A 13,504-nucleotide genomic window follows, 5' to 3' on the forward strand; every position below is an offset into this window, starting at 1 on the left:
ACACCTGTTGTTGCCCCATTTAGTCAAATCAAACAGGGCACGGCAAGCATCAGATCGGGGGTGGTTGCGTAAATCTGCTATTAAACGAAGAGGGCTCTAGTAAATGAACAACTGAGCCGCATAAACCAGCATCGAAATCACGCAGATGAAATAGACAATCGAGCGCACACCGTTGATGCCCGGAAGCCTGCTGATGCCTGCGATGTAAAAAGTGGCATGCGCCAGACGGCAAAGCAGGAAAACCACTGCACAGGTAATCGTTACCGTGTTTGATGTGCCTGTGACATGCGCGGTCAGGACAATGATCGCAAAGGGTAAAAGGTTTTCCAGATGGTTTTGATGTGCCCGCAACCCGCGCGCGGCGACACCGCTGCGTTCAGGCAGGTTATCGCGATTGCCCATCAAGCGTTTGCCGCCGACACCGGGTTGCTTGGCATAGGCATAATTATAGACCCACGGAAACGTCAGGCAGAGTATTGCATTGAGCACAAGAATTGAAAGTTCGTAGGTCACTGGAAATCCAAATTTTACGGGTGATGAATGCCCTACGTAATATGCCCGGCAACTGGATCAGTTTTAGGGGATCTAAGTCGCATGCCTTGGAGCACGCTCCGTCCGGTATAAGTGGATCAGAAGCGTTATATAGACACTGGTTAGCGCGGATGTTTGTTTGAGATCATGTCTTCCCAAACCTGTTGCAGGCGACGATTGGCCGCGTGAAACCGGGTAACTTCGGCCTCGGACGGATTGGGGGCGTGATCCTTTATTGCATTCCACGCGACTTCCATATCATCCCATGCCTGAACCACTTCGCTGGGCAGCGGTTCAATACCAGTTTCCGAGTTCTTGCAATGTGCAGCCAGACCAAACTCCCAGTCCTTGAAAGTCTGTTGCAGTTTTGCGTGCTCCGGGATCGGGCGCGGCGTCATGGATGCCTCCTTTGAAAATGGCTGTCACCTATGAGATAGAAGTCAATGATGACAGCCAATGTCGGATCAAAGGCAATTTCATGGCATGAGGGATGCCACACTCGTCTTCAGTGCTTGAAGGAGCTTGGCGTTTATCAGGGTTTCTCAAATTCAAGAAGATCACCGGGCTGGCAGTCAAGTTCCTTGCAGATGGCGGCCAGCGTTTCAAACCGCACACCGCGCACTTTCCCCGATTTCAAAAGCGACAGGTTCTGTTCGCTAATGCCGATTTTTGCCGCAAGGTCCTTGGACTTCATTTTGCGTGTTGCCAGCATCACATCCAGCCGGACAATGATGGTCATCAGACAAAACTCCGGTTTTCAGTATCAATGCGAACCGCTTCGCCCAGGACCCAGGCAATGACGATGATCAGCCCGCCAAGGAAAAGTGTGCTGGCCTCGGCATTGCTAAGCCCGATGGATAAAACGCGCTCGCCTTCCGGGCGGTGGAAGGTGGCAAGAACCGATGTTAGTGCCCCGGTCATGGGTTTGATCAGGGTTTGCGCCAAAAGCGCGATGCCAAACGCCTTTAGGTGCAGGATCGGTTCAGGATTGAAGATGACGTCGCAGGCAAAGGCGACAAACATTTTGCGCAGGCGATAGAGCCCATAGGCCATCACCAGCGACGGGATCATCATCACTACCATCGTGACATATTTCTGCCAACCCGACAGGGCGTGAAGTTCGGCAAGGCTAACCGTCATCTGACTGGTGCTGACCTCGGCCCAGCCCGGCGCGTACCAGATAAGTGGAACGACGCAAACCTGAAAAAGAATTGCTACAGCACAGGTCCAGTGCAGGAGTGTGCTGACCATGCGGACACGTTTAAACGTGTTAGATGTTGACGGGGTTGGCATATGTGGGACTCCTGATAGGATGATTTCGAAATATCACGATTTAATTAATGTAAAACATGAATAAATTATCGAAAAGAGTCAATCAGGATTCTTGGGAGACCAATTTATAGATGCCAAGAAATACTCGTTGAATGGCGTGCTGCCGTGGAAAACAGGTATTTCAAATCGGCTATTCTTGGGCCGCAATTTTTTGTCTTGCTGTATCGTTCCCCTTGCCACCTGGGGATGGACGTGGAAAATAGGGGTATGTCAGAAAGCAAAGCCGCACCCCGTAAATCCGATGCTGCACCTACGTCTGCGACCACAAAAGATGGCGCGGATGTAAATTGTGATGAATGCGATACCGCTGCCCGTCTTGGCCTGAGTACCGAGCAGGGGGCCGCTGTCACGCGCGATGCGTCGCGGGCCATGGGAACGGATTTATCCTTGCCGCATATTGAAGCGGCGGCGAAAATCTTTTCGTTGTTAGGTGATGCCGGGCGTTTGCAGCTTGTTCTGCGCTGCATTGAAAAGCCCCAGACCGTTGGCGAACTGGCCGACGCAACCAATATGTCGCAATCGCTGTGCAGCCATCATTTGCGCCATTTGCGTGATCAACGGGTTCTCGCATCCGAGCGCCGTGGTCGGCATATTTTCTATCAGATCGATGATGAGCATATCTCGCGCGTGGTGCGCGATGTTTTTGCGCACGTGACCCACGACTGATCTGCGACACAGACTTCTGGTTTGATCTTAGGATTGTTTTGCCTGTCACCCTTTCGGTGGGTGGCACTGTTTGGCGTGTCAGATCAGAACATTCAAATTTCTGTTTGAATGTCCTTGACAGATCAATATATGAATCATATTTTGAATATAACATATGAATGAAAGTTTGATCTTTGTGAGGTAACAAATGTCTTTCATCGCGAAATGGGAAGATGTTCCGGCGATTGGAAATTGCGCACAGTGCCAAACGGCACTTGTTGATGCCTTGCGTACGGCCTTGCCCAATCAACAATTTGAAAGCGATGGGCAGGGCGTAAAGTCACAGAATCCCCTTGATGCCGATGAGTCGGTCGTTGCCAACGATGTTCTCAGCACACATACCAAGCATGTATCGCATTATCACTGGCAGGTATCGGGCATGGATTGCGGGTCCTGTGTGTCAAAGATCGAAACTGCCTTGGGTAAAACCGCCGGTGTTACCTGCGTTGATGTTTCGATGATGCGCGAAACCGTCACACTTGGTCTTGACGACGGGGAGCCTGAAACGCGTAACACGGTGACCCAAACCTTGAATAAGCTTGGCTACCCGGCACAGGAAAAATCGACCAAGGGCGATAAGGCTTCGGCGGCCAAAAGCTGCTGCACGGCGAAAGAAAACACGGATGCCCCGACAAATGTGGATGCGTATGGTGATGCAACAGGTCAAAGCCTGCTGCGCCGTTTGGCACCTTGGTCCTCGGAAAATGACGAAATTGCCTTTGCGGTGCTTTGTCTTGTGATCGGTGGGCTTATTGGTGCCGTGATCCCGGCAACCGCACCCTATGCCATATCGGTGGCCTCTGTGCTTGCGGCTGTGCCGGTGATGAAAAAGGCCTTCCGTCTGGCGCAAAGCGGTGCGGTTTTCTCGATCGAGCTTTTGATGTCAGTCGCGGTCCTTGGTGCGGTTGCCATTGGCGAAAGTCTTGAGGCCGGAATGGTGGTCGTGCTGTTTGCCATTGGTGAACGGCTTGAAGGTGTTGCTGCCGGGCAGGCGCGCAAGGGCGTGAAATCCCTGATGAAGCTGACACCCGAACAGGCGCGCCGTGTGGTTCAAGGTGGCTTTGAAGACATCACACCGGGCGACCTTGCCCTTGAGGATATTGTCGAAGTCCGTCCGGGCGAACGTGTCCCGGCTGATGGTGTTGTTGATAACGGTGTGGCCGAGATTGATAACAGCCACCTGACGGGCGAGTCAGTCCCGGTCTATAGCGAAGTTGGCGCGGAAGTCTTTGCCGGGGCGATTGTCACTGACCGTCCGGTGCAAATTCGTGTCACCCGTGCCGCGGGCCAGACGATGCTGGACCGGGTGATTGAACTGGTCGAACAAAGCGAAAAGCACAAGGCACCTGTTGAACGCTTCGTTGCCAAATTCGCCCGCATTTATACCCCGATCATTATGGCGCTGGCGGCATTGACCGTGATCATCCCGCCGGTTCTGTTTGGGCAAGCGTGGGAAGAATGGATTTATCGCGGGTTGGCGTTGCTTTTGATCGGGTGCCCCTGTGCGCTGGTGATTTCAACCCCGGCTGCGGTGACTTCCGCACTGGCGCGTGCCACCAAAATTGGTTTGCTGGTTAAGGGGGGTGCTGCGCTTGAGCTGATTGGGGCCGTGCGCACCATGGCATTTGATAAAACCGGCACCTTGACCGAAGGCAAACCAAAACTGGCCGCGATCAAGACCGCCGACGGATACGGCGAAAACGGCGTTCTGACAATTGCAGCCGCCCTTGAAACGGTCACATCCCACCCACTGGCCCGTGCTGTGGTTGCCGCCGCCAAAAGCCGTAATCTTGATCTGCCGGTGATTGAAGACGCCCGCACCATCGCGGGTGCAGGGGTCGAAGGCCGGATTGATGGTGTGCTGTATCGGGTTGGTGCGGCCAAACGTTTGGATGTCACCCCGGATGGGGAAACCGCCAAATGGCTGTCGGATCAAGAAGAAGACGGCAGTACCGCCGTCATTGTTCTAAAAGAAAATCAGATTATTGGCGCATTGGCGCTGCGTGATACGGCGCGCAGCGACGCCAAATCCGCCTTGGCCGAACTTAACAGTCTTAACATTACCCCGGTGATGTTAACCGGGGATGCCACCCGCGTTGCCAAACGCATGGCCGCAGATCTTGGCATCGACTACCGTGCGGAGTTGCTGCCAGAGGATAAGCTGAATGTTCTGGCCGACTTGCGTGATGACCCGAAACGATCCGGTCCGGTGGCGATGGTGGGCGACGGTATCAATGATGCCCCGGCCCTGAAATCGGCCGATGTCGGGATTGCGATCGGTGGCGGGGCGGACATCGCGCTTGAAGCCGCCGATGCGGTGGCGGTGCGTGATCGTCTTGGCGATGTGGTTAATCTGGTGAAACTGTCACGTGCCGCACGGCGTGTCATTCGTGAAAACATCACGATTGCCTTGGGTCTTAAAGCAGTCTTCTTGGTGACATCCATTACCGGCCTGACGGGCCTGTGGCTGGCGGTTCTGGCCGATACGGGGGCGACTGTGCTGGTGACGATCAATAGCCTTCGGCTGTTGATGGCGCTGCGTGGGTCTAAATAATCAGGAAGTTTTGTTCTGTCCCTAAAAGGAGAAAGCGGCGGTTATCGTTTCCCGCATCGATAACCACCGCTTACCACCTTGAGAGGCCTACGGGGAGAGAGGACCCGTAGGTGAGAGACAAGCCATTTTGGGGACAAAATGCGAATGGGTTGCATTCGCGGGCTGTGTCGAGACCTGTTATATGGCAGGAAAAATTATGACGCAAGTGAAAATCGTTATCAATTGCATAAAAGTTTTAGTTGAGTATTCGATGATGTAAATATCCCGACAAAAGCAGTCGGTAAACATAAGGTTTTCCGGGCCGTGCAGCCTGAAAAACGATGGAAAACCTTATGTTTTGTGCGGCTTTTTATGATGTTATCTTATGCCGAGATATGGCGACATCAAATCGCGATACGCTGCAAATGATTGTCCCAGCGCAGGCTTTTATGCGAATCGTCAGGTAGTTCAACCCGTTTGCGGCGAATCGCATCCATCCGCCAACCATTGCCAAGGCCACTGGTGTTGACGAACTCGCCCGCACGGTCGGTCGCCGACAGGCCACAGCCATCTGGCGCGGCAATATGGGTCAGGAAGTCAGATGTTTTTGCATCCCAGAACGTTACAATCCCACCGCGCGGGCAGGAAATGCCAAACACCTGACCGGATGCATCAAACCGGACCGACCCGCAATATTGGCGCATGCGGACCTGAACCGTATCGGGGGCTTCCATCGCCCGGATTTCCTTACCCGGATTATAGGTGCCGACAAGTGGAACCTCGTCGGTTAACCCACCATGATACTGGAAGCCAACTGCAATCGTGCCGTTCGTTGCGACATCAATGTGACGAATGGAAAGCTGGTGCCAATCCTGTTTTAGCGACGCCTGATGGACAAGCTCACCGGTTTTGCGATCAATCACCGACAGGTTCGGTTCCATGGTGGCAATGTTAAGTGGCGTGCGCCCATCTTGATCGGGATGGGTGTGTAACCCGCCATTGGCAACCGCAATCTGATCACCACCGGGCATCAGATGCAGTTCATGCGGTCCCATGCCATAGCTGTCAAATTCCGCAACCCGGCGATAGCCGTCATTGGCATCCCAGACAGAAATCACACCCCGCTGATGCGCAAAATCGTTTTCACTGACATACAGAAACCGGCCGTCGTTGGAATAGATTGAATGCCCATAAAACCGTCGGTCTTCCGGGCAATGCAGTTTGGCCCGCACATCCCCGGTATGACGGTCAAGGATCAGCGCATAAAGCCCCGGGCGGCGCTCAACTGCGGCCACATCAACATGGTTGGGGCGCAGGCCAAGGTCATGACCACGGCCGGGGAGGGGCTGTTCAAACAGGATTTTGCCCGCAGCATTAAACGCGCTGACATAATAGTCATCATGATCACCGGCACTGGCCGAAATATACGTCGCCCGGTCTTGTACTGCGGGTGTCGCTGCACGCGCCAGATCAAGCGGCAACAGGGTAAAGGCCCCGCCAACCCCCATGAGCTTTAAGAACTCGCGCCGTTGATGTCTCATGTCAGTGTCTCCAATCCAAGAATGCCCTGTTCGCCAGATGTATTAAATCCAACGGGGCGTCAATCACCATCAAGGGCGTTAAATCCGCCGCCAAGATTGGTGTTGCCGCCAACATCGTTTTCAACAAGGGTTGTCAGAAAATCGATCTGGCCCTGAAGGTCGACCAGTTTCTGATAGCCATCTGGCTGATCAAGAAGTTCTGCAAGTGATGGCGGCAGGTCGGCAAGCGTGTCTTGCACGGTTTGCCAGTTCAGGCGAAACGACCGGTCCAGCAGGCTGCTGTCAATCAGGGCGGCCAACCCTTTACCTTCTTCGCCTGCATCTCCCCACTTTCCGTCATAAATCGCAAGAAGCCCGATCAGGTTATGGTGAATGTTGCGAAGCGACCGCTTGGATGTTTCGCTCTCACCCCGGCTGGCTTTGGCGTCTTTTTCACCGTCTCCCAACGGACGGCCAAGTTTCTGGGTCGATATGATCAAAAGCCCTTCGTGCAGGGCACGATAAAGGTCGGTGGCAGCAAATTTTGCTGTCGGGTAGTCCATGCTATCTGGCCCGGCATTACGCATGGCCTCGGCAAAGCCCGGCCATTCGTCGCGCAACTCATCGGTGATGGTGACAAGATTGGTGGCAATCGCCGATCCGTATTGGCACAGGAAAATGCCGTCTTCGCTGGCGGAGGTCAATGCGTTGCTATGCGCGTCATCAAACAGAACTTCTTCAAGGGCCGGGAACCCCTGTAACGCAGCACTGGCTTCGGAAAGTTTGACCGGATCGGTAAAGGCGGCGGGCTTGTTAAACATCAATTTGCGGAACTGGCGTGTGGCTGTTCCATGTTTGTCGGGCCAATATTCAATGTGCTGGTCCCGACCATTGGCCACCAGTGGCCCCATGCGCCATGGCTGAATTTCCTGCCAGATGTCCATGGCAGTGTGAAAATCACCACGGGCATCGGCAAGACCATCTTCATCGGGATCAGAACAGAAATCCTCAAGCGTGTCGGCCAAATCCGATGTTGCCCCGTGCAAGGCATCAAGTTTGGGCGGCATCACCGTCGTCAGCAAATGTTCAAGGATCAGTTGATAGTTTTCATCGGGAATATCGGCATGCGCCTTTGGGGCCGCAATACTGATGAACAATGCGGCGGCTGTCGTCAGCAAACATGTGGTGCGCCAACAGAATTGTAAGGACATGTGTCTTTTTCCGAATATTCACGTGATTTCCATGGCTTATACAAACTTATACAGGCCTAGAGTGACTTAAGAAACGCCAGCAGTTTGCTGCGGTCAGATGGTGGCAATTTTGTGACCGTGTCACGGGCCGCAGTGGCCTCACCCCCGTGCCAGAGGATCGCTTCAAGAATGGTTGTTGCCCGTCCATCATGCAGGAACTGCGCACGATCATCAATTTCCTTTGCGCGACCAATCCCCCAAAGCGGTGGGGTGCGCCATTCACGGCCCGATGCTTGTGATTCTGGTCGATGGTCAGCCAATCCATCCCCCATATCATGGAGCAATAGGTCACTATACGGCCAGATCACCTGCCCGGATTGTTCCGGTAAATCAGCGCGTTCGGGCAATTCATAGCGTGGCGTGTGGCACGCGGCACACCCAATGGCGTTAAAGATGTCTTTTCCGGCAATTACGTCCGCATCACCGGCATTTATCCGCACAGGCGGGGCAATGTTGCGCGCGTAATACAGCACAAGATCGGTGATCTGGCTGTGCGCTTCAAGGTTCTCAAATTCCGGGCTGTTGCCGTTTGGCGCATTGCGACAAAGTGTTTGTGCCTCGGTGCAATCGCCCGCCCCGTTGGGATAAAGCGGAGTGGAAAGCCCGATATCAAACTGAAACGCATTCTGGTTTTGTTGATCAAGGGTCGGCATGCCTGCCTTCCAGCCAAACCGCCCAATCGTCAGGTCGTCCTTGGCAAAGTCCCAGACGTAATTGACCCGACCTGAAATGCCATCCCCGTCGGCATCTTGCGGGTCGGCCTTGGCAAGCAGGGATTCATCTGCAATGGCTTCAAGCAGCCCCAACCCGATTATCGGCGGGGCAAGGCGCGCGGAGACCATGATATCGGGGTGCAGTGGGCCATAGGCCAAATCGGTCATGCCATAACTTGGCTTTCGCAACGTGACGGTCTCTCCACCCTCAAGGACAACCGGCACAGGTTCATAGGTAACCGTAACCCGTCCCTCGGCCGGGATGCCGGGAACGGAAAAGTCCTGAAACTGTCCGCCGTAAACCGGGTCGGGAATGGTGGCGACCTTGCCATTCAAATGGTCACGCAACTGATCGGGTGTCTGTGGCGGGATCGAGAGGCGCAGCAACATCGATGTCGCCCCCGAACCGGGATCATTTTCATCAACCGGATGGCCCCGGCCATTGCGGATATGGCATCCGTTACAGGCGCGCGAGTTAAACAGTGGGCCAAGACCGTCTGCTGCCTTGGTGCGGGTCGGTGCGGTCACCCAAAGCCTTTGAAAAAGGGCTTCGCCAAGCTTGAAATCAAGCCGCTTTTCAAAGGCCATATTGGCCGAGTAATGGGTAAAGGCATTGCGCCCATCGGGTTTGAGCCATGTGGTCGCACCACCCGGAAAGGTATCCTCGCCGGTTTGCTGCGCCAATGCGTCACAGGGCATCGTGCTGGCTGCACCGCAGGCAAGACCAAGAAGTATTGCAAGGGCATGGTTTAAAACGGGACGTTTCATATATCTGTTCTAATTCTTGTTCTTATACAAAGCAAAGCGGCGGGAGAAACCATTCCCCCGCCGCTTGGTGCCGTAAAAGGCAGGTATCAGGACATCAGGCTTAGTTGACAGCCGTCGGATTGTCGAGGCTGTCGGAGCCTTCGAATTCGATACCATCAATGCCAACTGCCGCAATGATCTGTTCGATTGATTTGGTCTGATCGACCAATGCATCAACAAAGGTCTGAACAACAGCATTGCCATCATCATTGCCCATTGCGATCAGCTGATCAAACGCTTCACCGCCTTCTGCACGGGTGACCATGGCTTTACCCGCCAGAACCGAGCTTGCGAGTTTGCCGCGCAGTTCGGTATCAAGTGCCGCGTCATTGGCTGCGACCAGATCGGAAAGCGATGCACCTTCGACAACGGATCCGTCAACGCGGGTGTAACGGCCAAGGTAAACGTTCTGGATGCCCAGCGCGTCGTAATAGTGGCTGTTATGGGTGTTGTCCGAAAAGCAATCATGCTCTTCTTCCGGGTCGTGGAGCAACAGACCAAGTTTGGTGCGCTCGCCGCCCAGTTCGCCATAAGACAGCGACCCCATGCCGGTGACCATTGCGGTCAGGCCCGGAACGCCGTCGCCTTCAAGAACGGTTGCGCGTGCTTCGCCACCATCGGCCCACTGTGCGGTCATCCATTCAAGATCCGACACCATCAGGTCGGTTGCGGCTTTAAGGTACGCGCCACGACGATCGCAATTGCCATTGGTGCAGTCGTCACCCTTGGCATAATCGGTCCATTCACGGTCGCCATTTCCGGCGTCGGTACCATGAAGGTCCTGACCCCAAAGCAGGAATTCAATCGCGTGATAGCCGGTTGCAACGTTGCTTTCGACGTCGTCAATCTCATGCAGGCTTTCGATCAGGCCGGTATCAATGATCGATGCGTCAATCGTCTCGCCGGAAATCGACAGGCTCGGATTGGCGATGACATTGGCGGCATAGGCCGGGTTTTCTTCGCTTTCTTCGCCGTAAAGGTCGGTTTCGACATAGTCGATCAGACCTTCGTCAAGCGGCCACGCGTTTACTTTACCTTCCCAGTCATCAACGATGGCATTGCCAAAACGATACACTTCGGTCTGCTGGTAAGGGGCGCGTGCTGCCAACCAGGCCGATTTTGCTGCATCAAAACTGGTTGCGGACGGATCGGCAATCAATGTGTTAACGGCGGTTTGCAGTTTCTTTGCGGTGATGACCGAGTCTTCATAGCCGGCATGTGCAATGTCGGCATAAGTGGTCAAAACGTCTTTTGCGGCCGGTGCGGCATAAGCCTGCGCACCAAGGGTCGAAACCAGTACGGCCGTCCCCAGAATTTTAGCGATTTTCATCGGAGTTCCCATCTATCCCTGAAAGGTGAGCCAAGGGCAAAGCCCCGGGGACCGCAAAGACACATATGACGTGCACAATAAAAAAATTACACGGCCAAAGATGTGCTTCGATCCCTATGCTTCCATCCAATTGATACTGCTTGTGATAATGATTTTCAATTGAAGAATGACTTTAGGTCGAATTTTTTAATGTTTTTGAAGGCAAATCCTCGATTTGAACTGTTCATCAAGGTGGAACGCGGCATTATGATTACAGTGTCCACGCGCGATGCATTCAATGCCGGTATATGAAAGAGGGTCGTATGGCTGAGCCGATAACCGATGACAAGTCTGGCGAAACGCCAGCTGAGAAAAAGGTCAAGCTTTGGGACTTTCCGGTACGGTTGTTCCATTGGGCGCTTGTCGCCGCCATCATAACGTCATGGTGGACCAATCAGCAGGTGATGATCGATCTTCATGCGATTGCCGGATACACCATTCTTGCGTTGGTGCTGTTTCGCATCATCTGGGGATTTGTCGGCAGCTCGAACGCACGGTTTTCATCTTTCTTGACCGGACCAAAACGGGTTCTGGGTTATGCATCGAAGGTGCCCAAGGGCTCTGTCGCGGAATTAACCTATGCCGGACACAATCCGGCCGGGGGCTGGATGGTGGTGGTTTTGTTGGTGCTGGTCGGTATTCAGGCGGTCAGCGGGCTTTTTGCCAGCGAGGATACCTTCCTGTTCTTTGACGGGCCGCTTGTGGCCTATGCCAGTTCCGATGTTGCACGCATCATGAACTGGATCCATCACACCAATATCAATCTGATTTACGTCGCCGTTGGCCTGCATGTTTTTGCCGCCCTGTTCTATCTTGTCGTCAAACGCGAAAATCTGATTGGTGCCATGGTGACCGGCGTGCGGAAAGTTCCAGCAGAACTGGCAACGTCTTTCCAGACCATCCGGTTTAAATCACCAGTTCTGGGAATCGCGATTCTTGCTATTTGTGGTGTTATTGTCTGGGGAATTGTAACCCTTGCCCGAAGTGGGTAAAATATTTTATCATATCATCATACTAATCTGAAAAATGTGTTGCAATGCGGTAAGTTACTGACTTACCGAACGGATATTTCAAACCAAAGAAAACCAAAAAACGGATATATACCGGATTTTTTGTGCCCATAATTGTGATATAAAACAAAATACTTGATGTGAAAAAATCACTTTCCTAGTCTGACCTCACCAAAGAACAAAACACAGGTGAGGAAACAGCCATGCGGGCACGCGCTACAATCCATAAGGACTTCACAATCGCAACGGTCGATAAGCGGGTATATGGCTCGTTTCTCGAACATATGGGGCGTGCTGTATACACGGGCGTTTACGAACCCGGTCATGAAACGGCGGATAAAAACGGCTTTCGTCAGGACACGCTGGAACTGGTGCGCGGTCTGGATGTGCCGATTGTACGTTATCCCGGCGGGAATTTTGTTTCGGCCTATAACTGGGAAGATGGCATTGGTCCGCGTGACGAACGTCCTACGCGTCTTGATCTGGCATGGCGAACCCGTGAAACCAACCAGATGGGCGTGAATGAATTCGCCGATTGGGCCAAGCTCGCCAATACCGAGATGATGCTGGCGATGAACCTTGGGTCACGTGGGCTGGAAGATGCGCGCAACTTCCTTGAATATTGTAACCATCCGGGCGGAACCTATTGGTCGGATTTGCGCAAGTCGCACGGCTATGCCGATCCACATGATGTACGCATCTGGTGTCTGGGCAATGAAATGGATGGCCCTTGGCAGGTTGGTCACAAGACCGCGCGCGATTACGGCCATTTGGCGAACGAAGTTTCCAAGGCGTTTAAGTATTTTGACCAATCGCTTGAAACCATCGTTTGCGGGTCCTCAAACGACAAGATGCAAACCTATCCAGAATGGGAAGCAACGGTCCTTGAAGAAAGCTATGACAGTGTCGATTACATTTCGTTGCACAAGTATTTTGGCAATGAGGAACAGGACACGTTGAACTATTTCGGCCGCGCGATGGAGCTGGATCGTTACATCGTGACCATCGGTGGCGTGATTGACTATATCAAGGCCAAGAAGCGGTCGAAAAAGGACGTCAAAATCTGCTTTGATGAATGGAATGTCTGGTATCACAACCGCAAGGAAGATGATCAGCGCATCAAAGAATGGGACTGGCCGGTCGCCCCGGCACTGCTGGAAGAAGTCTACAATTTTGAAGATGCTCTTTTGGTTGCCAGCCTTCTCAACGTCTTTATCCGTCGCGCCGATCGCGTCAAGATTGCCTGCATGGCCCAACTTGTGAATGTGATTGCCCCGATCCTGACCCGCGAAGGCGGACCGGCATGGGCACAGACGATCTACTATCCACTGCAATTTGCGTCAAAATACGGTCGCGGAACGGCACTTAATGTCAGTGTTGATGGACCGACCTATGACTGTGATGTGTCTCAGGATGTGCCATATCTTGATACCTCGGCTGTGCTGGCAGAGGACGGAAAATCGCTTAATATCTTCCTGATCAACCGCCATTTGGACGATGACCTAACGCTTGATATGGCCCTTGAAGGGTTTGGTGCAGCGTCCGTGATCGAACACTCCGAGCTGTCGGGCTTTAAGCTTGACGACCGCAATACGATTGATGCGCCCGCAACCGTGACGCCCAAGAAAGGCAGTGGAGTTGCACTTCAAGATGGCAAGTTGGTTGGAGCGCTCAAACCACTGTCCTATCACCTGATCCGCATTTCCGTTGATGCATCGGCCTGATGTGCTGTGA

Annotated in this window: 12 protein-coding genes; 4 read left to right on the plus strand and 8 right to left on the minus strand. The window is 53.3% G+C overall.

Annotated features, from left to right (window positions below; translation table 11 throughout):
* Positions 1–96 precede the first annotated feature (96 nt).
* The 4 genes from COO92_RS17535 to COO92_RS17550 all read right to left on the minus strand — a co-directional run bounded on the left by COO92_RS17535 (position 97) and on the right by COO92_RS17550 (position 1,824).
* Positions 97–513, minus strand: coding sequence for an MAPEG family protein (locus tag COO92_RS17535; protein WP_101304247.1), 417 nt, complete (start codon positions 511–513; stop codon positions 97–99).
* A 140-nt stretch (positions 514–653) separates the two neighbouring features.
* Positions 654–929, minus strand: coding sequence for a hypothetical protein (locus tag COO92_RS17540; RefSeq protein WP_022733203.1), 276 nt, complete (start codon positions 927–929; stop codon positions 654–656).
* 134 nt (positions 930–1,063) lie between these two features.
* Positions 1,064–1,270, minus strand: a complete 207-nt coding sequence (locus COO92_RS17545; RefSeq protein WP_101304249.1) for a helix-turn-helix domain-containing protein — start codon at positions 1,268–1,270, stop codon at positions 1,064–1,066.
* Positions 1,270–1,824: a DUF2975 domain-containing protein gene (locus COO92_RS17550; protein ID WP_101304251.1), complete on the minus strand. Its 555-nt coding sequence runs from the start codon at positions 1,822–1,824 to the stop codon at positions 1,270–1,272. The genes COO92_RS17545 and COO92_RS17550 overlap by 1 nt, the downstream gene beginning before the upstream one ends.
* A gap of 246 nt (positions 1,825–2,070) precedes the next feature.
* On the opposite strand from COO92_RS17550, the gene COO92_RS17555 reads away from it, so the two are divergent.
* Together COO92_RS17555 and COO92_RS17560 are read left to right on the plus strand one after the other, a co-directional pair.
* On the plus strand, positions 2,071–2,529 hold the full coding sequence (locus COO92_RS17555; RefSeq protein WP_101304253.1) for an ArsR/SmtB family transcription factor: 459 nt from the start codon (positions 2,071–2,073) through the stop codon (positions 2,527–2,529).
* A gap of 187 nt (positions 2,530–2,716) precedes the next feature.
* Positions 2,717–5,122 carry a heavy metal translocating P-type ATPase gene (locus tag COO92_RS17560; protein WP_101304255.1) on the plus strand — a complete coding sequence of 802 codons (2,406 nt, stop codon included), beginning with the start codon at positions 2,717–2,719 and terminating at the stop codon, positions 5,120–5,122.
* A gap of 383 nt (positions 5,123–5,505) precedes the next feature.
* Here COO92_RS17560 and COO92_RS17565 read toward each other — a convergent pair whose 3' ends face one another.
* The 4 genes from COO92_RS17565 to COO92_RS17580 form a co-directional block, all read right to left on the minus strand.
* Positions 5,506–6,642 carry a DUF1513 domain-containing protein gene (locus COO92_RS17565; RefSeq protein WP_101304257.1) on the minus strand — a complete coding sequence of 379 codons (1,137 nt, stop codon included), beginning with the start codon at positions 6,640–6,642 and terminating at the stop codon, positions 5,506–5,508.
* 59 nt (positions 6,643–6,701) lie between these two features.
* Entirely contained in the window at positions 6,702–7,832 is a 1,131-nt protein-coding gene (locus tag COO92_RS17570) for an imelysin family protein (RefSeq protein ID WP_101304259.1), read from the minus strand.
* Positions 7,833–7,888: 56 nt separating this feature from the next.
* Positions 7,889–9,352, minus strand: coding sequence for a di-heme oxidoreductase family protein (locus tag COO92_RS17575; protein ID WP_101304261.1), 1,464 nt, complete (start codon positions 9,350–9,352; stop codon positions 7,889–7,891).
* Between the two features lie 100 nt (positions 9,353–9,452).
* Positions 9,453–10,721 carry an imelysin family protein gene (locus tag COO92_RS17580; protein WP_101304263.1) on the minus strand — a complete coding sequence of 423 codons (1,269 nt, stop codon included), beginning with the start codon at positions 10,719–10,721 and terminating at the stop codon, positions 9,453–9,455.
* Positions 10,722–11,023: 302 nt separating this feature from the next.
* Here COO92_RS17580 and COO92_RS17585 point away from each other — a divergent pair, with 302 nt between their 5' ends.
* Positions 11,024–11,752 carry a cytochrome b/b6 domain-containing protein gene (locus tag COO92_RS17585; RefSeq protein ID WP_101304265.1) on the plus strand — a complete coding sequence of 243 codons (729 nt, stop codon included), beginning with the start codon at positions 11,024–11,026 and terminating at the stop codon, positions 11,750–11,752.
* A gap of 221 nt (positions 11,753–11,973) precedes the next feature.
* On the plus strand, positions 11,974–13,494 hold the full coding sequence (gene arfA, locus COO92_RS17590; protein WP_101304267.1) for an arabinosylfuranosidase ArfA: 1,521 nt from the start codon (positions 11,974–11,976) through the stop codon (positions 13,492–13,494).
* The last annotated feature ends 10 nt before the right edge of the window (positions 13,495–13,504 follow it).

This window comes from Thalassospira lohafexi, assembly GCF_002844275.1.
GTDB lineage: Bacteria > Pseudomonadota > Alphaproteobacteria > Rhodospirillales > Thalassospiraceae > Thalassospira > Thalassospira lohafexi.